Origin of the sequence: Caldivirga sp. MU80 (assembly GCF_001663375.1) — an archaeon.
GTDB lineage: Archaea > Thermoproteota > Thermoprotei > Thermoproteales > Thermocladiaceae > Caldivirga.
In genome coordinates, this window is record NZ_LCTF01000025.1 from 21,096 (window position 1) to 39,675 (window position 18,580).

The 18,580-nt window shown below is 47.4% G+C and carries 23 protein-coding genes; 7 read left to right on the forward strand and 16 right to left on the reverse strand.

The window, feature by feature from the left end; translation table 11 throughout:
• Window positions 1-53: 53 nt before the first annotated feature.
• Window positions 54-1,271, forward strand: a complete 1,218-nt coding sequence (dsrB, locus tag AAX04_RS07965) for a dissimilatory-type sulfite reductase subunit beta (protein WP_156519769.1) — start codon at window positions 54-56, stop codon at window positions 1,269-1,271.
• Window positions 1,272-1,277: 6 nt separating this feature from the next.
• Here dsrB and AAX04_RS07970 read toward each other — a convergent pair whose 3' ends face one another.
• Window positions 1,278-1,835, reverse strand: a complete 558-nt coding sequence (locus AAX04_RS07970; protein ID WP_066796589.1) for a CoA pyrophosphatase — start codon at window positions 1,833-1,835, stop codon at window positions 1,278-1,280.
• Between the two features lie 108 nt (window positions 1,836-1,943).
• On the opposite strand from AAX04_RS07970, the gene AAX04_RS07975 reads away from it, so the two are divergent.
• Entirely contained in the window at window positions 1,944-2,267 is a 324-nt protein-coding gene (locus AAX04_RS07975) for a hypothetical protein (RefSeq protein WP_066796595.1), read from the forward strand.
• 203 nt (window positions 2,268-2,470) lie between these two features.
• On the forward strand, window positions 2,471-2,920 hold the full coding sequence (locus AAX04_RS07980) for a hypothetical protein (RefSeq protein ID WP_066796597.1): 450 nt from the start codon (window positions 2,471-2,473) through the stop codon (window positions 2,918-2,920).
• On the opposite strand, the gene AAX04_RS07985 is transcribed toward AAX04_RS07980, so the two are convergent.
• The 3 genes from AAX04_RS07985 to AAX04_RS07995 all read right to left on the reverse strand — a co-directional run bounded on the left by AAX04_RS07985 (window position 2,903) and on the right by AAX04_RS07995 (window position 5,152).
• A complete protein-coding gene (locus tag AAX04_RS07985; protein WP_066796599.1) occupies window positions 2,903-3,823 on the reverse strand; it encodes a hypothetical protein in 921 nt (306 codons plus the stop codon). The genes AAX04_RS07980 and AAX04_RS07985 overlap by 18 nt on opposite strands.
• A gap of 81 nt (window positions 3,824-3,904) precedes the next feature.
• Window positions 3,905-4,168: a sulfurtransferase TusA family protein gene (locus AAX04_RS07990; RefSeq protein WP_066796658.1), complete on the reverse strand. Its 264-nt coding sequence runs from the start codon at window positions 4,166-4,168 to the stop codon at window positions 3,905-3,907.
• Window positions 4,169-4,723: 555 nt separating this feature from the next.
• Window positions 4,724-5,152, reverse strand: coding sequence for a winged helix-turn-helix transcriptional regulator (locus tag AAX04_RS07995; protein ID WP_066796602.1), 429 nt, complete (start codon window positions 5,150-5,152; stop codon window positions 4,724-4,726).
• A gap of 168 nt (window positions 5,153-5,320) precedes the next feature.
• Here AAX04_RS07995 and AAX04_RS08000 point away from each other — a divergent pair, with 168 nt between their 5' ends.
• The gene (locus tag AAX04_RS08000; RefSeq protein ID WP_066796605.1) at window positions 5,321-5,665 is read left to right on the forward strand and encodes a TusE/DsrC/DsvC family sulfur relay protein; all 345 of its coding nucleotides are present in this window, start codon (window positions 5,321-5,323) and stop codon (window positions 5,663-5,665) included.
• Window positions 5,666-5,935: 270 nt separating this feature from the next.
• On the forward strand, window positions 5,936-7,852 hold the full coding sequence (locus AAX04_RS08005; protein ID WP_066796608.1) for a DUF460 domain-containing protein: 1,917 nt from the start codon (window positions 5,936-5,938) through the stop codon (window positions 7,850-7,852).
• Between the two features lie 30 nt (window positions 7,853-7,882).
• Here the strand turns inward: AAX04_RS08005 and AAX04_RS08010 are convergent, their stop codons facing one another.
• The 3 genes from AAX04_RS08010 to AAX04_RS08020 form a co-directional block, all read right to left on the reverse strand.
• Entirely contained in the window at window positions 7,883-9,112 is a 1,230-nt protein-coding gene (locus AAX04_RS08010; protein ID WP_066796611.1) for a methionine adenosyltransferase, read from the reverse strand.
• Window positions 9,113-9,118: 6 nt separating this feature from the next.
• A complete protein-coding gene (locus AAX04_RS08015) occupies window positions 9,119-9,379 on the reverse strand; it encodes a U6 snRNA-associated Sm-like protein LSm6 (RefSeq protein WP_066796614.1) in 261 nt (86 codons plus the stop codon).
• A gap of 117 nt (window positions 9,380-9,496) precedes the next feature.
• The gene (locus AAX04_RS08020) at window positions 9,497-9,934 is read right to left on the reverse strand and encodes a hypothetical protein (RefSeq protein WP_066796617.1); all 438 of its coding nucleotides are present in this window, start codon (window positions 9,932-9,934) and stop codon (window positions 9,497-9,499) included.
• A gap of 140 nt (window positions 9,935-10,074) precedes the next feature.
• On the opposite strand from AAX04_RS08020, the gene AAX04_RS08025 reads away from it, so the two are divergent.
• Window positions 10,075-11,202, forward strand: coding sequence for a hypothetical protein (locus AAX04_RS08025; protein WP_156519770.1), 1,128 nt, complete (start codon window positions 10,075-10,077; stop codon window positions 11,200-11,202).
• Window positions 11,203-11,209: 7 nt separating this feature from the next.
• Window positions 11,210-11,509 carry a winged helix-turn-helix domain-containing protein gene (locus tag AAX04_RS08030; RefSeq protein ID WP_084761281.1) on the forward strand — a complete coding sequence of 100 codons (300 nt, stop codon included), beginning with the start codon at window positions 11,210-11,212 and terminating at the stop codon, window positions 11,507-11,509.
• A gap of 51 nt (window positions 11,510-11,560) precedes the next feature.
• On the opposite strand, the gene spt4 is transcribed toward AAX04_RS08030, so the two are convergent.
• From spt4 to AAX04_RS08075, 9 genes are all read right to left on the reverse strand, one after another.
• A complete protein-coding gene (spt4, locus tag AAX04_RS08035) occupies window positions 11,561-11,794 on the reverse strand; it encodes a transcription elongation factor subunit Spt4 (RefSeq protein ID WP_066796623.1) in 234 nt (77 codons plus the stop codon).
• Between the two features lie 78 nt (window positions 11,795-11,872).
• Entirely contained in the window at window positions 11,873-12,133 is a 261-nt protein-coding gene (locus tag AAX04_RS08040) for a winged helix-turn-helix domain-containing protein (RefSeq protein ID WP_066796625.1), read from the reverse strand.
• A complete protein-coding gene (locus AAX04_RS08045) occupies window positions 12,120-12,785 on the reverse strand; it encodes a hypothetical protein (RefSeq protein ID WP_066796628.1) in 666 nt (221 codons plus the stop codon). The genes AAX04_RS08040 and AAX04_RS08045 overlap by 14 nt, the downstream gene beginning before the upstream one ends.
• Window positions 12,786-13,460, reverse strand: a complete 675-nt coding sequence (locus AAX04_RS08050) for a hypothetical protein (protein WP_066796635.1) — start codon at window positions 13,458-13,460, stop codon at window positions 12,786-12,788.
• A 33-nt stretch (window positions 13,461-13,493) separates the two neighbouring features.
• Window positions 13,494-13,958 (reverse strand): hypothetical protein, encoded by a 465-nt coding sequence (locus tag AAX04_RS08055; RefSeq protein WP_066796638.1) that lies wholly within the window; start codon window positions 13,956-13,958, stop codon window positions 13,494-13,496.
• 279 nt (window positions 13,959-14,237) lie between these two features.
• Window positions 14,238-15,533, reverse strand: a complete 1,296-nt coding sequence (locus AAX04_RS08060; RefSeq protein ID WP_066796642.1) for a 4Fe-4S binding protein — start codon at window positions 15,531-15,533, stop codon at window positions 14,238-14,240.
• A complete protein-coding gene (locus tag AAX04_RS08065) occupies window positions 15,530-16,189 on the reverse strand; it encodes a molecular chaperone (protein WP_066796645.1) in 660 nt (219 codons plus the stop codon). Before AAX04_RS08065 ends, AAX04_RS08060 begins: the two co-directional genes overlap by 4 nt.
• Entirely contained in the window at window positions 16,186-16,980 is a 795-nt protein-coding gene (locus AAX04_RS08070; RefSeq protein ID WP_066796648.1) for a 4Fe-4S dicluster domain-containing protein, read from the reverse strand. The genes AAX04_RS08065 and AAX04_RS08070 overlap by 4 nt, the downstream gene beginning before the upstream one ends.
• 5 nt (window positions 16,981-16,985) lie before the next feature.
• Window positions 16,986-18,580, reverse strand: a 1,595-nt coding sequence (locus AAX04_RS08075) for a molybdopterin dinucleotide binding domain-containing protein (protein ID WP_304439079.1), incomplete at its 5' end; no start/stop codon positions are given.

Sequence of the window (18,580 nt, forward strand, 5' to 3'; positions counted from 1 at the left end):
CCTCATTAAAAGTGAAATAATTCTAATATTTAAGCTAGTTTAATGCCTAAATCATGGCTGGCGCCATGGATCAGGGACAAAGAGCAAGGATCAGGGTAGTGGAGCATAAGATAGCATTTAGGAGCGGTGACTTAACCCCAGTTAACCACCCTGAGAAACTGGCCCCCGTACCATACACAAATTACGTCCCAGACGTACTACTTAGGAACATGGGTAAGTGGGTTAGGACTGAATTAGTTACCCCAGCCATAGTTAGGCATGTCTCGGAGACAGGTGAGGAGATATACTCAGTTAAGGTTATTGGGCCGCCTAACGCCAGGTTTAGCGCCGATACCCTTGAGAAGCTTTGTGACTTAGCGGACATGTACGGTATAGGCGTGGTTAGGCCCACACCCCAGGGTAACGTGGAGATACTGACTGATAGTGAGGAGAGGGCTAGGAGACTTGAGGAGGAGCTTAGGAGGAGTGGCTTCCTGGTTGGGGGTTGGGGTAATCACCTCTGGAATATTCAACCATGCACAGCTTACCTGACCTGTACCACGGCTGTGGTTGACGCGCCTAGCATAGCTAAGGCACTTGGTGACGCACTTGTTGAGTATGTTTACGATAAGGAAACCCCAGCCCACTTGTCAATAAAGGTGTCGGGTTGCCCCAACGCCTGCGGCGGCGCCATTGATGTAGCTGACATCGCTGTTGTTGGTTATCCAGCCCAAACACCCATGGTTGATGATAAGTGGTTTTCAAGCATCGGCTCACCTCTAGACGTCACTGCAGCATGCCCAGTGGGTGCGATAACGCCGAAGAGGGATCCAAGCACGGGTAAGGCCTACGGCATAGTGATTAGGTCTGAGTTATGCATAGCCTGCGGTAGATGCCGTGACACGGTGGATGCGATAGTTTATGACCCTAAGAAGATAGGTGTGATGGTGCTTGTGGGTGGTAAGGCATCAAACACAGGCCCCAATGGACAGTTAATGAGTAAGGTGGTTGTCCCATACCTACCCAATGAACCACCCAGGTGGCCGACCCTGGTTAAGGTGGTTAAGAGAATTGTTGATGTTTGGGTGGCTAACGCTAATAAGGGTGAGCGCATCGGTGACTGGATAGTGAGGATTGGGTGGGATAAGTTCTTTGAATTAACGGGTCTACCTGACGTTAGGAAGTACCTGAGGTTCTCGGAAAAGCCTGGGCCACTGTACCAACCGCTCTACAGGAGGAGGCTAACCGAGACATATGCATACATCTTCAGGGAGTACGCCAATAAGATTTAGGAACCATTAATTCAAAGGCTTAGCACTAACATTAACGTTTAATTCACCATTCTTAACCATGTTGTATAGCTTGCAAAGTATCCTCCTAGTCATGCCCCAGATGGTCATGTCACCCACCACTATGGCCCTCTTGGCGTTACCTTTAACCATGGTGACCCTATCTAGGTTAGGTATATCGCTCAGCCTAATCCACTTAACATATTCAAATTCTCCGCTTAGGCTTACGGCATCAACATTACAATCCACGATGAAGACTATAGGCAATACATTAAGCTCCGGTGCATTCCTAGGGTGCTCAATGCCAAGCACGGCGGCAACTTTACCTACCTTACTTAGGTCAATCCCAGTCTCCTCCCTAGTCTCCCTTATTGCAGTGTCCAATAGCGAACCATCATTAGTTTCGTAGTGACCCCCAGGAAACGCCGCATCACCACCCCATGGATCACCTGGGTTTGCGGCCCTCTTACCAACCAGGACCATGGGTTCCTGGCACCTCTTCAATATCACAGCCACAGCTGCCCAAGCCTCATTGCCACTGGGTTTAGGTATGTTAAGACCAGCCACGTTTACCTCTAGTAATTTACCTACTTAAAAACACTTCACTGCAATCTTAACCGTCCTGCAGTAAACCATGTGGGAATGCTTATATATCCTCACACTACTCAACTGGCGATGTCCAGCAATTTAACTAAGTTCTACGAGGTGATGAAGAAGCTTGACGATGCAATAACCGACGTGGAGAAGGTTAAGGAGCAGGTTAAGGGTGAACTAGACTCTTACCTTGGACGTGTGGAGGAGGAGCTACGTAGTAGGCTTGATGGTGAGATTAAGAGGATTATTGATGAGTATAGGTCAAGCGCTGAGTTAAGCGTTAAGAGGAAGGTTGATGAGTATCTAAGTAGGAATAGGAGCCTAATGGAGAGTATTAAGGCCAATAAAGATAAGGTAATTAACGAAGCAGTGAATAGGATACTGAGGGAACTTGGGTTCCAATAAGCCTTAAAATTAACTTTTAATGAACCCAAGCCCCCTTAAAGGGTAAAGCTAGAATCTAACCATACCACTGGTGGTGAAGCTAAAATATTTAAGCGCCAGTGGTGGGTTGATGTCTTGGTGATGAGACTTCAGCGATTGAGATGAGTGATGTGGGGGTCAGGGACTGAATGCTTTTAAAATACAGTGCCGCCACAGAGCGTAAGATGCTTAAGGTTGAGTACTATAAGAGTAAGGATGAGGCCCTAGCGAGACTCAATAAACTGCTAGATGAGACTGTTAACATGATCACGAGGGTGAACACAACCATGGAGCGTATTAAGGCTGGTGAGGCAAGGACGATTAGCCAAGGCGTCTTGAATTTAAAATCATACAGTGTGCTCGACCAGAAGGGTAGGGAGATATATAGGTTGGTTTACCTGGGCCTTATTGGGGACATTGATGAGGAGTCTCTGAATCAATTAAAGCAATACTACATGTCGCTGAGAAAAATCTTAAACTCACTAATAAACTCCCTAAGCAGGATGAGCATCAGTGAACCCTTAGCCATAGTTTACCTGGATGAGGCACCAATAATGCTGATACACAACATAGATGAGAAATCGCAATTAGGTTCACTGATCAGTGAATTAGCTAACTTAACCAGTGCCGGCTAATCTCCTATTCCTAATTATAATCGCCTCCTGGTAGCCCTTAACTATGCTGTATACGCCTAAGGCGCCAACGACCACGACCACCAGGAGGAAGCCCACGTCAACGGCATCTAGGTTTGGTATGGGTATACCTGTGGATATTGCCCATGAGTCTATTGATGGTAAGAATATTATTAGTAAGCCGGCTAACGTGAATATCCAGCCACCGTAATAAAGCACCCTACCAGCCGCCCTCCTACCGATAATCTTAACCTCATCTTCATTCAACCTCTTAGCCCTCAGGATACTGCCGAAGACGGCTCCGAACACTATCTGCATTACCATGGTTCCAAGGCCAAACATTACGCCAGGTAAGGGTGCATAAACCAGGCCTGGCACCTGTGGTGCAAGTATGAACGTTATTATGCTTGCGTACGCCCCAAACCCAAAGCCTGCTATTAAACCGTGGACTATCGTCATCTTTAACGGCACATCCCTATCATGAACCTCATGCAGCGGTAGCCTACTTGCAGCGGTGGTGTGGTGTGCCTTACCACCTAGGAGAACGTCTATTGGTAGGTGGAGGTATCTACCCTTGAGTATGTATGAGCCTGCTATGGCCATCACTATACCGACAACCATGTAGACTGGCCCATCCAGGTTATACTTCTGGTAGAAGTAGGCTAAGCCAAGGTAACCTATTGTTGTCAGTAACGCCCTCTGCACTGTGAAGCCCAGTGAGAAGAGGAAGCCAGCCGCCATACCACCCCTGGTGCTGTACTTGCCTATGGCGTAGCTGAAGGTTATTGGCCAGGTGTGTTCATCCGGCGTCGCACCGTGCATTACGCCTAGTAGGAAGCTTATGAATAGTATTTCCGAAAGCCCTAACCCAGTGGGTGGGTTTAGGAGTAGTTGGAGTAGATTCATATCTTTCGGGTTAACCGAATCTGTTTATAAAACTTTCGGATTAACCGAATGGAATGGAACAGCCACGCGTCAATATTAACATTAACCCTTCTTAATCCTTATAACCCAGTATCCATCAGCCTGAACAACATCAATGACACTGCACCCCAACCTTGAGGCTAAAGCTGGTACAGTCTGACAGGACTGGGGGTAATCGACCAAAACCTCCACCATTGCACCATTCTCCACGGACTTTATCACCTTAGCCGTGTACAACTGGGGGTATGGGCATATTAACCCCCTCAAATCCACCACGTACTTGCCATCCACCCTAACCACCTTACCATCAACGGCGCCTATGCTCATGACTACCACTAAGCCTAACTCAAGTAAGGCTTATTATTCACGATGGGCCATGCATATTCTGCACACTTGAAATGCCATTGAACGAGCATATTGGCGGCTCATCCGGCATGTCACTCATCAACCATCAGATACCCCAGGACTGAATCACAGCCAATTAGTCTAGGAGCTGGGAGGTAATTAACCTTAACTTATCATCTCTTAATTAAATACCTATGACCATTACTAAGGCTGCTCGCTGCTTCTTGGAAAGCTAAGTTTAAGTAATGACCACCTACACGCTTAGGTGGTATATTATTAACCCTAGTATTGACTTATTCACACTGCTTGAATTTTTAATAGCCAGGTAAAGTAGGTCACTTGGGTTCCTTATACCTGACGAAATGAAATGACAAGTCTCGCCCCTCTAGGGGGTAGGTAGCTCCACTGCGTGGGTCTCAGGCGATAGGTTTATTAAACCCAGCTTTACTAGGGTATTCAGTAACCCCGCAACAAAGGCGGGGTAACTGTCGAGACCCCCAGAGTGAAACCCCACTCCTAGAAGGGGCGGGGAGGGGGTCATACATCCCTGATGGTTGCTAACGAAGCCGCTGCCTTAAGCACCTTAATTAACTCATTAATGTCGCCAACTCCCGATGCCGACATTACCTTAAGTAACTTGAAGGCGACATACTCCTTATCTAAGCAGGACTTAGCTAGGCATATTATTAGGCCAAGTACTGTTGCACTGTAACTGTTGCATTTACCATTCTTAGAAATCACTATGATACCTCTGCTGCTCAGTTTCCTAGTCTTCTTAAAAACTGTGCTAAACGCTAACCCAGTTATCCTAGATAACCTATAGAGGGTTAACCCATTATTCTCAATAACAGCCCTCAGTATGCTCATTTCCTGCTCATCCAGGTAGGGGACCACCCTAGCCCATAGCTCGGCCACGTTGTTTAACTCACTCCTGTAATCCTCAATAATCTTAGTGCCGTTACTCATAGGTATCTAAGTAGCCAACTGGGCTTAAGTTTAATTCACGTCAACTTTCACATCCTATGTGATATTTTAAGTATTTATAAATCATGGTTTAAAAGCATTCCCCTTGTAAAGAAACACATGAGCGTTTACAATAGGTAAGGATTAATTAATAGACATGCTAAGTGGCGTATGTCCCTCAAGTACCTAGAGGTTGGAGGCAAGAAGATAGAGCTAGATGAGGATGGGTTCCTAAAGGACCCAATGGCATGGAATGAGGAGGTGGCTAAGATACTTTGCAGAGAGGAGTGCCGTGACCCAGAAACCGGTGAGTTGGGTGTTATGAAGGAGGAGCATTGGAAGGTTGTTAAGTACCTTAGGCAGTACTGGGAGAGGTTCGGCATGTGCCCACCAATAAGGATGCTTGTTAAGGAGACAGGAATACCACTCCAAAGGATATATCAACTATTCCCAAACGGCCCAGCCAAGGGCGCATGCAGGGTCGCTGGTGCACCTAAACCAACTGGCTGTGTTTAAATAAGACGCTTAACATTAAATTAAGCTTAAAATGTGATTAAACAAACTATTGTATTTTAATGATTAAAAATATGCAAGTCGTTTAACCGCCTCAGAGCTCAGCCGCATTTAACTTAAAGCTTAAAGTGAACCGGTCCGGCCTCATTCACCTTTGCCCATGTTCTTCAGAATAGCCTTTAGACTTAACCATCAGCAGCGTAATAATCCGTACCGGTACTGCCTCTGATTGATTAAGAATAAAGAATTAATACCCCACCTTAGTGAGTATACGTGTCCTCAACGGTGCTGGGTATTGACATTAGGCCTGATGGTGGCTTCTCCTACGTAGTCATGGGTAGTGATGGGTCTATTATTGATGGTGGTAATGTAGATGCAGGCGAGTTGATTAGGGTTATTAAGAGGTTTAAGCCCTCCGTGCTGGCTGTTGATAATATTAGGGAATTGCTTGAGCTGGGTGGGCGTTTCCTGAAGAGGTTGGGTAAGTTACCCACCATCCCCCAGATAATCCAAGTGACCAGGCTGTCCGATGGGTCGGAGGTTAGGATGGAGGATTTGGTTAAGAGGTACCTGGGTATCAATGTTGGTGTATTGACGCCTGAGCAGACGGCTAAGTACGCCGCCGAGTTGGCCTTGAGGAACGTTGGATCCATTGTTAAGCTCTTTGAGAACGAGACTAAGATAGTGGTTAAGGCGCTAATATCGACTAAGCAGGGTGGGCAGAGTAGGAGAAGGTTTGAGAGGAATATGGCGATTAGGATTAGGCACATTGTTAAAGATGTGACCGAGGCGCTTAATAGGGCTAACCTGGACTACGACGTCTTCTACCATAAGGATAGTGAGGGGGTTAGGTCAGCTTTAATAATCGTCTATGCCGATAAGCAAACTGTAAGGAAGGTCATTAAGCCCATTAAGTCAATTGACGTTAAGGTGACGTTGGAGCAGGTGGTCAGCAGTAGCGTTAAGTTCATTCCACCAGGCTCAGGGCGTGTACTCGAGGTCTCACCTAAATCAAGAACCAGGTTGATAATCGGCGTTGACCCTGGCATAGTGACTGGGCTAGCCATAATGAACTTAGACGGTAAGGTACTTGCACTATTCAGCGGCAGGAATATGAGTAGGAGGAGGGTGCTGAGCCTAGTCTACGATTACGGTACCCCAGTGGTTGTTGCAACCGACGTTTCAAAACCTTCGGACTACGTTAAGAAGCTGGCCGCCATGGTTGGTGCAGTCCTGTACCATCCTGATAAGGACCTTCAAATAACGGAGAAGGCCAGTATAGCGCTTAAACTATCCGAGAGGGATAACGTGAAGGTTAAGACACCCCACGAGAGGGATGCCTTAGCGGCAGCGTATAAGGCGTACATGAGTTACCTGGACAAGTTCAACAGGGTGAATGAACTACTCGGTGAATTACCAATACAGGTGAATGCTGATGAGGTTAAGGAGTTGGTCATAAGGGGCTTGCCCATAAGGGAGGCGTTATCGAGGGTACTTGGTAGGGGTGTTAACCAGGAGTGTAAGCCCGAGGTCATTATTAGGGGTCAGCAGGAGTGCAGGTGTGATGATAAGGTTAAGGAGCTTAAGGATTACGTCAGGTTACTGGAGGAGAAGGTTAACAGGCTTGAAATAGAGAACGCCAAGCTCAGGGATGAGGTTAATAGGCTCTACACGCTCAAGTACACACCACCCGACCAATCACTAGTGTCTAAGATAAAGCTACTTGAGGATAGGGTCGAACTTGAGGTTAAGAGGAATAGGGAGCTTAAGGAGACCCTAACCAACGTTAAGGCTATGGTTGCCAATGCACTCAATGGCAAAGGCTTAGCCTTCGCTGTTAGGGTTAGTAATGGTGAGGAGTTGGCTAAGGCTCTTAGTAGGGGATTCCTACCCATTGTTAGGTTTCAGGAAATATCAACACTAATTGATCTAAGTAAGGGCTGGGCTGGCATAGTGGTAACCATTGATGATGTCGGCGCGAGGGCCATTAGGCAATTATTCAAGTTAGGCATCACAGTTGTTCCACTGTCTAAGGTACTGGCCTTAGATGTAAGCGATGACGTTAAGATAGTTAACATTGAGAGGATTAATGAATTCGTCAACGAGTTGAGGAATACCCTAAGTGAGGTAGATTACGAGCTACTTGAGGACTTGGTGAATGAGTATAGGCTGAGTAGAAAGGGCCGTTAAGGCCCTGGGGCGGTTTTAATGCGTGAACCACTAGAAGGGTGTTATCTCACCCCTAACGAACATGCTTGTTAGCCTTGTTACCCTACTTATCTCCTCGTCGGTTATCGCCTCAGCCTCCCTCCTAACCTCACCTGTTAACTCCCCTCCCTCACCCATCACCACTTCAACGTTGGCTATCAGTGGATTATCTATGGGCTTACCGATTTGGCTGAGCAGATAGACGTAAACCTCCCTAATCCCCTTAACCTCCTCGTATATGCGCCTGGCTATCATATTGGCAAGCACGTAGTATATTTTACCTATGTGGGAGACTGGGTTCTTACCAGCCGTGGCCTCCATGGACATGGGTCTCATTGGTGTTATCAACCCATTAGCCCTATTACCCCTACCAGTCATCCCATCATCACCATGCTCCGCCGAGGTCCCGGTGTAGGTTAGGTAGTATATGCCGTGCTCTGGGTTATCGGCTGTGTTTAAGTGGACCTTGATTTCATAGTCGCTGGCTATCTTAACCGCGTTGTCGTATATTGCATTAACCACGTCCTCCTTAACGCTTATGTAATGGTCCTTGTCTTTAATTAACCTTGAAACCAACGCCGAGGCGACTGTGAGTGTTATGGTTTTACCCTGCCTAAGCCCCATGACCTTAACGTCCTCCCCAACCTCAGGGTACTTGGACTTAAACTCCCTTGAATTAAGCAGCCTCTCAGTCTCGTAAACGAGCCTCTCAGTTACCGTTAATGGGGCGAAGCCAACTCCAATAGACGTGTCATTGGCCAATGGAACCCCACCACTGGTAACCCCAAGTTCATAAACCCCCACCAGGTCTGCTGAACCCTGCCCAACCCTATAGTCAACTACGACGTGGTGGTCTGGGTCAAGGAACCTGAAGTTCTCCGTTATGAACCTCCTAGCCGCGGAAAGTATTATACTACCCACGGGTACCTTAACAGCCCCAGTGCTTGACTTAACCTCCGTGGTTACCCTACCCGACACTATTATCCTAATGGGCTCTATTATATCCCCACCCCCGAACCTAACCTGCGCGTTACCACCAATCACAAGCACCTTATCAACGTTGTGGTGCAGAATCACCCCGAAATTCTCCAGGTAGTACCTAGACAACTCCCTACTCACGTACTCTGACACTGAGTCAGCTATGTAGTCGGGGTGCCCTAGGCCCTTCCTCTCCACCAACTCCACAGGTAACTCCTCGGTTGGCTGCCTCCTCACCCCAGAAACCACTATGTTCCTCCCCATGCCTGGTCACTCCAGCTCATTCCTTAGGGATACGTAGAGTACCTGGTTCCCCCTAATCAACACCCTCCCGTATTTCACAGTCACCTGGTTTGTCCTCGAGTCTAACTCCTCAGCTTCATCAAGTACTATGTTCATGCACTGGTCTATGAACCTCAAGACCCCGCCTAATACCCTACCCGCCTTTAGTTTAACCACTACGTTCTTATCAACCATCATGCCTAAGGCCCTCAGTGGCTGGGCACTGCTAACCTCTGGGTGCTCTTGCATTCGGTCCACTTCTAAATATCATATAAAAATATTGCGCCTAACCCACCCATGGGCTAAAGGCCGTATTTAGTATACGCACCCTAAGCCGGAGTAACCTAGCAGCTGATGCGGTTAGCATTAAGCCCTGTATTGTCTCAATAACCTCCTCAACTTAACCCACTGATCGTTGAACTCAATTATTGAGAACACTAAGAGGGATGATAGGGCTACTACTGCGAACAAATCTAGCCTAGTTAACCTAAGCAGCACACTAATCACATATGCCGTCGTTAAGGTTGATGAGAAGCCTAAGTAGAAGGCTGCCCTCGGCAGTATTGCCGTTCTAACTATTAAAACACCCTCCAACACACCATCCCTCTTAACCGCCCTATACCCATCACTATCCCTAATGACAAGGCCCAGTAGTCTAAGCCTCTCCAGGTGGTGGTAGGCTTGTCCAGGGCTTGAGAAACCAAGGGCCTTCTGAACCTCCCTAATACTCATCGCCCTACTCTCCCTAACCAGCAGCAGGTAAACTCTTAGCGTAGTTTCACCAAGCCTAAACTCATCACTCATGATTCAGCCTCACGGCGTTGATTATAAAGTTCTAGCACCTAGAACGTTGAAAATTCAGGTGCTAGTAAAATTAGGGATGAGCCAGTGGGGGGTGGTGATCAGGCATGGGTTTAGGCATGCATGTAACCGGTGTAGGGAGTGTGAAGGTGGGAAGAATTAGGCCATACCTATTAGTGGTGGGCGCATCAATAGCGTTAGTACTGACGCTGGTTGCCGCTGCGCAACCAATAATGCCCTTTAGGGGTGGTTTAGTGATTAATATACTAAGCACAAATGGATCTCTCATCGGCATAGCAGCTTATGGCCATAACCTTGTGGTGAGCCACGTGGTAATGCGGTTAATAGAACCCAACCAAAACTACTTAGTGGTGGCTTATAGCTTTAACGTAACCCAGGGTAGGCTCATCGAATACATTGGATACACTTACGTTAACGGCTCAATGCTACTGAGGGTAATTGCTGGTGGTTCAGCAGTCCTATACTCATGGGTTAGAAGTAACATTGTTCTTAAGCCGCTGAACCAATACCCGAGGGCTAATGTAACCGTGATAGTTAAGGCTCCTAACGGTGAACCTGTCAGTAACGGTACGGTTTGCGCGCTACTGGCACCACCAGTATTCCTGCCATTAGTGTTTTCACTCCACACGCCATCACCCTACGGTAGGTTGTGCGTTGGGGTCTCTAATGGCATAGCCGAGTTCAGTAACCTACTTCAAGTACCCTATTACCTAGTCTACACTAGCGTAATTAGGCTTGGTGGTGGTAAAATAGTTGTTAAGCCCATTGGCAGTGAGGTTATCAACATCTATGGTGTTCCAGTGAACGTAACCAGTTACGAGGAGATCATAAACATAACTAGACCATCATTCGTACTGCTCACAGGCATGAACATGACTATACCTAATAACGGTACGGTAACCATCAAGATCAAGATTAGGTTAATTGCACCAATCGTAACACTCTACGGACCCACAACACTACACCCCACAACAGCCACTTCAATCACTTCACCAATTAATGAAGGTAACTCATCCAACATAGACCCAGCCAACATAGTCTACATGCTAAGCGGTGCATCAAGCGTAGTGCCGTCAATATCAATGGGGACCACTACCACAGGTGCGCCAAAGGTGGTAACCGTTGGCAGTGTGAGTCAAGCAAAACCCTCAGTACCCTACGGCTTAGTTGTATTAATAGTTGCACTAGCAGTGATAGTTGGCTTAACCATGGCCATAGTAGCCCTTAGACTAGCCATTAAGCCAAGGTGAATCAACTGTGGCTAATGAAATACCGATAATTAGCAGGTACGGCGCACGAAGGGGTAGGAGGGATAGGATTGAGGCGGTTATGCAGATCCTGGAGCATCTATCAACTGGGTGCAGCAGGCCCACGAGGATATCCCTAGAGTTAGGGATATCTTATAATAGGCTCACTCAGGTGCTAAGGAGCCTTGAGGAACTGGGCCTGGTTAGGAAAGATGACTGCGGGTATTACGTTACGCGGAATGGCTTAATGCTTCTTGATGCCTATAGGAGGTTTAGAATGAGCCTTGAGGTGTATGGCATTAAGCCTTAGTTGAGGCACCATTAAACATGGGTTATTTTCAAAAACTAAACTTTATTTCCTTCATGATACCTCGACCGCGTACATGCCGGGCTTTGTTATGTTAAGCTCCTTTGCTATGCATGACTCCCCAGGGTCAAGCACTATGATTAACCCTCTCCACTCCTCACTGAAGTCGACACCACCGCAGTTGGGGCATTGGTTAACGTCATCTGGGACTATTAGCCTGCAATTCCTACACGCCTTAAAACCGGATAACGGCCTCCTCTTAACCCTACCCCTAGTGGCCCTACTCACCCGTGTCAAGCCTAATTAGGGTTAATAAGCGTTTCACATTGAGCATTAAGCACCTACCGCGGTTATAGCCAAGAACTACTACACGTCTATTCCAAGCGACTTAGCCAACCTCCTAAACCTCTGGTACTCCCTAAGCAGCTCAAGCCCCTTACTTGATATGCAGAATGAGTCACCATCATAAACCACTAGTCCGCTGCCCCTTAATTGTTGAAGCATTTGGTCGAGCCTATCGTAGGCTAGGTTGAGGGCTGTGGCCATTTTAGTTGGTTTGCTGCAGTTCTCCGATAGGTACTCCAGGATCTGCATAATTATCTCAACCCTACTCCTACGCCTTACCATAGTGAACAACCCTTATCACATTAATGAGTAGTATCGTTGATGACACGGAGTATATCAGCCTCTCCTCCACGAGCTCTAGGAAAAGTGAACCAGTCCTCGTGAAGATGAAGATCTCAACAGGTATGTTGAATAGTATCAGTGTGAAGGCTAATGCGGTTAATAGGACTAGGTTATTGCCCTGGGAGAACCTTAACCAGAGCAGTATGCATATGTAGGCCAGCAGTAGTATGCTTAGCAGGGATAACGCATGTATAATGAAGATTGGGGTTATGTGCAATGCCATTGGGGCGGCCATGATTACGTAGGGGCTTACCGGTATGCTTAGGGCCAGGGCTATTAGTATTAGGCTGGCTAACTCTATTAAGCCACTCACTATTAACCAGGGGTATGCACTGGGCGGTATGTATATTACCCTCCTGGCTGGTTCATAGTACAGGTAGGCTAGTATGGATATGTTTATTAGGCTGTTAGAGAGCATGTATATGCCGAACATCATTATGCCCACCGAGAGGAGCAGCATGTTACCGCTTCTAAGAACCCTCGAGGCCCTGTAGGCGTAGTAGGATATTAACGCGTTCGCCATTAGTATGTAGACCTCGTAGGTTATTACGAGGAAGTAGAGCAGGTGCCTCGTGGGCAGTATTATGGCCATTCAACCACCCTGCAGGTTCCTCTTGAAAACCCTGTAGGGCACGGGCTCATCATCGTAATGCCCGTAGTCCCTGCCGAAGAACCTGGATTCAATAAGCCTAATAAGCCTGGTTAACCTTATCTTACCGAACATCAAAGTCTCATTGGCGGCATCCACGATTTCACCCAGCTCCCTATTATCCCTCGTTATCAACTCGCCGTTAATCTTAATGGGCACGTCCAGCCTATCATCACTCTCAATCTCAACTACCACACCCCACTCCTTAACGGATAGTATCCCACCCCTCTTAAAACCAGCCTCCTTAGCTAAACCAGCCAACTCCAATGCCGACTCCAGGTCCCTGGCAACCACGTGCAGTATTGGGCCCCTGGCCAGTAACCATAGGTTGCTCCCACGGTCCAAGGCCCTCAATACCTCACCCAGCGTAACCGGCCTATGCCACTTAGCAACAACCTTAGCTAACCCCCTACCCTTGGCGAAGCTGAGGGAGTGGGCACTGACAAGCATTACTCTACCACTGCAGCTGCTGGTTGTGTAGTAGTTGCTTAAGCCATTGAACTCCTTAAGGAAGTGGAGTATGTCGAAGTCAACCCTACCCTCTTCACCCTCCCTAATCAGCCTCTCCACGAACATGCTCTTCCTGGCATCATAAACGCCGGTCACGGCATCCAACACGCGGGCGATTAAGTTTGCTTACCGCTTTAAGTTTTATTCGTAATCTGTGAAGAAGCCCTTATCCCTATATGCCTCCGTTAGGCCCAGCTTAATTATCCTCTCCTCAGCCTTCCTGTACAGGTCCGCGAAGGTTAAAACCTCCCTGGCTAGGTAGTCTAATGGGGCATCCTCAGGGTTATAAATGTACTTAGTCACCCTGCCCCTGTGATCCCTGACTATCACATAACCCTCAACATGCCCACTACTGGGTGTCTCACCACCCACATCACCCTTGATTAGGAAGACGTAACCCTTAACCTCCCCACTCCTGAAAACTAGCCTAACCAGCACCAGCGCTATGTGGAATTCCCTAAGCATACTAATCACCACGTCCCTGTACCTCTCAGTCTCCTTTATCTGCGGCATCCTCTCAACTAGAACTAGGTCATCCCTAGCTAGGTCACTACTTAACTCACTAAGCATTGAGGTGACAGGCTTATTAACACTAACAGTACCCATGGGTTAACATTAATTATATGGAGTTTATAAGTTATGCGTCCCACATAACCAATACCTCCTCTACCCTTTCCTCGTAGAATAGGCCGCAAAATTAATCTAAGCTGTGCACCAGCTTAGACCCTAAGTCATTCCATTGGCCTGTAACCTAGTGGTAAGTTTAAAACTAACCATAAGGCAACTTCACCCGGTGATGAGACCTTAACCGAATGACAAGGTGATTAAGAATCCACGCGCCCTGAACCATGTAATAGATAATTTGCTTCCTGTTAAGTATAATCCTTAGTTAAGGGGTTTGAGATTTGCCTTAAGCATCTGCTTTGCCGTGTAATATCTCCTGCAGTCTGGGCATAGGTAAAGCCACTCAGGGTCACCCTTAATACCTAGCCTAGCCTTCGTGGCCTTTATGTGCCTTAACGTATCGAATGGCTTACCACACATCCTACACCTAACCACCTCATCCTTAACCTTAACAACCCACTCATCATTAATCACACCTGGCTCAATATTCATGGCCTTCTCAGGGCAGGCGTTCATACAATACCCACACCCAACGCACTTAAGTGGATTAAACTTGAGTGTTGGTAAGCCTTGGGTGTTATCAACGTCAAAGGCCTTGAGCGGGCACTTGGCGAAGCAAACACCGCAGAAGGAACATTTATCATTATCTATCTTAACGTTAAATATCTTTAAGCCCTGGGCAACCTCACCCTTAGATATGTGCTTCATAGCCTTAAGGGCATTAGAGTAGTCACTCCTCCTCAAGCCAACGTAGGTTGGATGGTTTTCAGGTTCCTTAGGTACCTTAATTGTTAATCCATTAACCTCAACATTAATGACCTTGGCTAAGTTGTCTATTAACCCCTTTACTTTATCTAAGCCTTTTAGCTTACACGACTCATTGGGACATGTGATTGAGACTTCGTTAAATAGCGTTAGGGCCATTGTTAGCCACTCAGGGCCAACTGAGGCTATGCATGGTAACTTATATGTGAATTCATCGCCACTACTTGGTGATTCATCGTATATGCACGTAAACCTTAACCTCCTGAACCCAGCTCTAGAAGCCTCGTTTATGGCCACCGTGTATTCTACATCATCAGCACCAGCCATGGCCAAGGCGCCTGTTGGGCATTCGGAGACGCATACGCCGCACTCAATGCATTTACTGGGATTCACATTCACCGATTTATCCTTTATAGTTAAGGCGCCGCTGGGGCATGAATCAACACACCTGGTGCAGCCGTACCTGGCTATACAGGATTCACTGAAGACGACTGGTGCATTAACTAATTTGACTTTACTTAACCTGCCCATTAGGAATTCTCTCCTGGTTAAGGCGTTATCTTCGGTTATGGGAACTGGGTTAACCCTCCTAACCCTTAACTGGGCTATTAAAACCGATAGCCTCTTCTCATCACCCCTCTTAACCACGTATAAGTTTATGGGGTGTGAAGACTTCAATCGCCTACTAACTATCTCAGGTTGATTAGCCACGATAACCATTGGACCTGCGTTATCACCCTCCTTTAACTTGCCTAAATCCTCCTCATTAATAATCCTTACCCTCTCGCTCATGGCAGGTCCCTTAGGTCGTGTAGAACCTCCTTATCCTTTTGAATGAAACTCTTCGTGAACCTTAAGATACCCTTAACGTACTCCGTCTTCAACTTGAGGTTAAGGGCCCTAGTGACGAATATGGGCACCCAAACAGCCAGGTGGTTGGTTAGAAAGCTAACCTCAGCGTCAAGATACCTACCGTAGTCCTTGAAGTCCTCATAACTCTTATAGGCTAGGTAACTCATGAAGGATAGCTCAACCACTATGTGATCACCCCTAAGATCCCTGAAACCCTTGTTAACGCCCATACCGAACTCCGAGTATATGGAGTTAACCATGGCTTCAACACCCACGTCAAAGTAACCTCTATGTATGTAACCCTCGTAGGGTGGTACACCGTAATCCACCTTAGTTAAGTCAACCTCTATCTCAGTTAACGCATCATAGTCGTTAACCCGCTCCGCATAGGCTATTACATCAACAAGCTCACTGAAGTCGTATATGCTGCCTAAACCCTTAACGGCATCCTTAACCACGGGTATTTTGCTCTTAACAAATTTGCCGTAATCATCCAGATTATATGGGTATAGGTAGAGTGATGATAAGAAGTCGTATATTATGGACCTTGAAATAGCTAAATTCTTTTTAATACTACTTAGCTCAACCACGCTCATGTACCATACCCCTTAGAGTTACCAACACTCTCAACCTTACAATGACCACCTGATGGTTTAACGCCACTAAGCTTACTCAGTATTGTTGGTAAGTCAGCTGCCCCAGTCCTTAGGGTGAATTCATCAGGCTCCTCCTTGGTCACTATACGCGTTGATTCATTGGTCTGTACCCCTGGCATTATGTATAGGCTCGGTGGGTTAGTACCGTACTCGGCACCCATTGGTACAGCACCCTTTCTCACCGCCGTCCTGTATATTATGCTGTTGGGATCATCCATATCACCAAATATCCTAGCCCCAGCTGGGCAATTCCTGACACATGGCGGTATCCTCTCATACAGTGGCAGTGACTCATCGTAAATCCTGTCAATGGCTAAGACGCACTTCTTAGCCACACCCTCCACTGGGTCAAATGTTATATTGCCATATGGGCATGCGTTCTCGCAATACCTGCACCCTATGCAAACATCGTAGTTAATGACGACGACGCCATCCTCCTTCCTCTTATATATAGCACCCGTTGGGCAAACGGTGGTGCATGCTGGGTTCCTGCAGTGGAAGCAGCTTATGGGTACACTAAACGTCTTCGTGTTTGGAAACTCCCCAACCTCAACATGCAACACCCTTAAGAAGAACACGGACCACGGCCCCTTACCTGGCTCAGGGCCCCAAGGGTCAAGGTCCGTCATTGGGCCATAGCAGCCGCTGGAGTGCCACTCCTTGCATGACAGCATGCATGCGGCGCATCCAAAGCATTTACTTAGATCTGTAAGTATTGCTAACTGGACCATTCAGGTCACCCCTGTCCATTACCATTCCCCCTGGGACCCGCCGTGTTTGATTTTGAATCAGAGGGTGGTGCCGTAGCGCTACTGAAGGAGTAGCCCATGGAGTGCCTTATTGTCTCTTGGAACTGCAGCCACGATGAGTTCACCTCATACCAGCTTATACCCATCTCCTCGGGCTTCTTGTAGGCATTGTAGTTGAACACCTTGATGTTCCAAGCCTCACTACCAACTATTAGCTTCGGCGGTGTCTTGACTATCGGATCAGCATTGCCCCATGCTGAGTATGGCTTATCATTAGCGATCCTAACAATCTTCACCCTAAGGTCTCCCCAGACAGTCTTACCGGTGAATGGGTCGAGGTTCAGCGTTGGGTAGTTACCGCTCTGTACCGCACTTATTAAGCCATTCACCGTGTACTGACTATTGGGCACACCACCCTGGCTATTGGCCCTGGTGTATACGTATATGTCGTTGAACATGAACCCCTTCACAGTCTCTGCTGCATTAGGTGGCAGGGCCATCATGCCAGCCCTGGCGTTCCTAGACTTCCAGTAGCCAACCACGCCTGGTGCTATGGCCTCTGTTAGGAATACCTGCCCCCTAGCTATCTCACCACCCCTACTGGTTAACTCAACCCAATCACCACTCTTAATCCCGTATTGGGCAGCCGTCTTCGGGTTCATCCAAATCATCGAGTATGGCAAAATCTGCCTAAGCCATGGGTGGTGGAGCTCCCAGGTGTGGTAGAACCAAGGATTCGACTTCCTGGTTAGCGTGGCCAGTGGGTATTCATTTGGCGGTGAACCGTCTGATGCTATCCAGTCAAGTGGCTCATACCAAACTGGTAGTGGATGGTAGAACTGCTTAATTATCTGGGCAACATGAGTACCCCACCAATCGCTTGGCGGAGTATTGTTCTTCTCAGCTAACTGTAGGTACGTTGAGTCACCAGTCTTCTGGTACATGTAGTAGAAGTAGGCGTTCTTGCCTTTCCATAATCCGTAGGCAGCCAGTATAAACTTCATTATTATCTCCGAGTATATCGGTATTATTACGGGCTTAGCATAGGGCATCATGCTGACACTTGCAGCCCACTCAAGGTAGCCCTTATTCACATGCCTATAGTACCTAATCTCCAGCGGTAACTCATAGTAGGCGAAGGCATGACCGACTGTCTGCGTGCCTGGTGATACACCAGGTGGGTAGACTCCATTGGTTACGGGCACCTTCTGTGGTGGCGGGTATGTTTCACTGCTTGAGTAGGCTGCTGCATTTATGAAGCCTGGGTACACGTACATCTTTATCTGGTTGGGATTGGGCTCACCCTTGCAGCATTTAGTGCCATCAGTACCCCTGGCCATGTATAGGACACCAACGCCAGGTGCAATTTGCCACTTCCACAACCAGTCATACATCAGGTTCGGGTACATGGGCTCCCCGGTATCCGTGACAAAACCTGGCAATCCCAACTTCGTACCCAGTATAATTTCGCCATCACTCCACGGCCTAACCTCCTTAAATAACGGTGGTAGTATTGGCCACTCAATGTTGTCACCGGGTCCATGGACTGACGAGGTTGGTCTATCCAATAGGCTGTGCTCGC

What these genes read in the sequence shown, in the direction of transcription:
- dsrB (WP_156519769.1), top strand. Translation starts at nt 54, where the DNA reads ATGGCTGGCGCCATGGATCAGGGACAAAGAGCAAGGATCAGGGTAGTG.
- AAX04_RS07975 (WP_066796595.1), top strand. Translation starts at nt 1,944, where the DNA reads ATGTCCAGCAATTTAACTAAGTTCTACGAGGTGATGAAGAAGCTTGAC.
- AAX04_RS07980 (WP_066796597.1), top strand. Translation starts at nt 2,471, where the DNA reads ATGCTTAAGGTTGAGTACTATAAGAGTAAGGATGAGGCCCTAGCGAGA.
- AAX04_RS07985 (WP_066796599.1), bottom strand. Translation starts at nt 3,823, where the DNA reads ATGAATCTACTCCAACTACTCCTAAACCCACCCACTGGGTTAGGGCTT.
- AAX04_RS07990 (WP_066796658.1), bottom strand. Translation starts at nt 4,168, where the DNA reads ATGAGCATAGGCGCCGTTGATGGTAAGGTGGTTAGGGTGGATGGCAAG.
- AAX04_RS07995 (WP_066796602.1), bottom strand. Translation starts at nt 5,152, where the DNA reads ATGAGTAACGGCACTAAGATTATTGAGGATTACAGGAGTGAGTTAAAC.
- AAX04_RS08000 (WP_066796605.1), top strand. Translation starts at nt 5,321, where the DNA reads ATGTCCCTCAAGTACCTAGAGGTTGGAGGCAAGAAGATAGAGCTAGAT.
- AAX04_RS08010 (WP_066796611.1), bottom strand. Translation starts at nt 9,112, where the DNA reads ATGGGGAGGAACATAGTGGTTTCTGGGGTGAGGAGGCAGCCAACCGAG.
- AAX04_RS08015 (WP_066796614.1), bottom strand. Translation starts at nt 9,379, where the DNA reads ATGCAAGAGCACCCAGAGGTTAGCAGTGCCCAGCCACTGAGGGCCTTA.
- AAX04_RS08020 (WP_066796617.1), bottom strand. Translation starts at nt 9,934, where the DNA reads ATGAGTGATGAGTTTAGGCTTGGTGAAACTACGCTAAGAGTTTACCTG.
- AAX04_RS08040 (WP_066796625.1), bottom strand. Translation starts at nt 12,133, where the DNA reads ATGGTAAGGCGTAGGAGTAGGGTTGAGATAATTATGCAGATCCTGGAG.
- AAX04_RS08045 (WP_066796628.1), bottom strand. Translation starts at nt 12,785, where the DNA reads ATGGCCATAATACTGCCCACGAGGCACCTGCTCTACTTCCTCGTAATA.
- AAX04_RS08055 (WP_066796638.1), bottom strand. Translation starts at nt 13,958, where the DNA reads ATGGGTACTGTTAGTGTTAATAAGCCTGTCACCTCAATGCTTAGTGAG.
- AAX04_RS08060 (WP_066796642.1), bottom strand. Translation starts at nt 15,533, where the DNA reads ATGAGCGAGAGGGTAAGGATTATTAATGAGGAGGATTTAGGCAAGTTA.
- AAX04_RS08065 (WP_066796645.1), bottom strand. Translation starts at nt 16,189, where the DNA reads ATGAGCGTGGTTGAGCTAAGTAGTATTAAAAAGAATTTAGCTATTTCA.
- AAX04_RS08070 (WP_066796648.1), bottom strand. Translation starts at nt 16,980, where the DNA reads ATGGTCCAGTTAGCAATACTTACAGATCTAAGTAAATGCTTTGGATGC.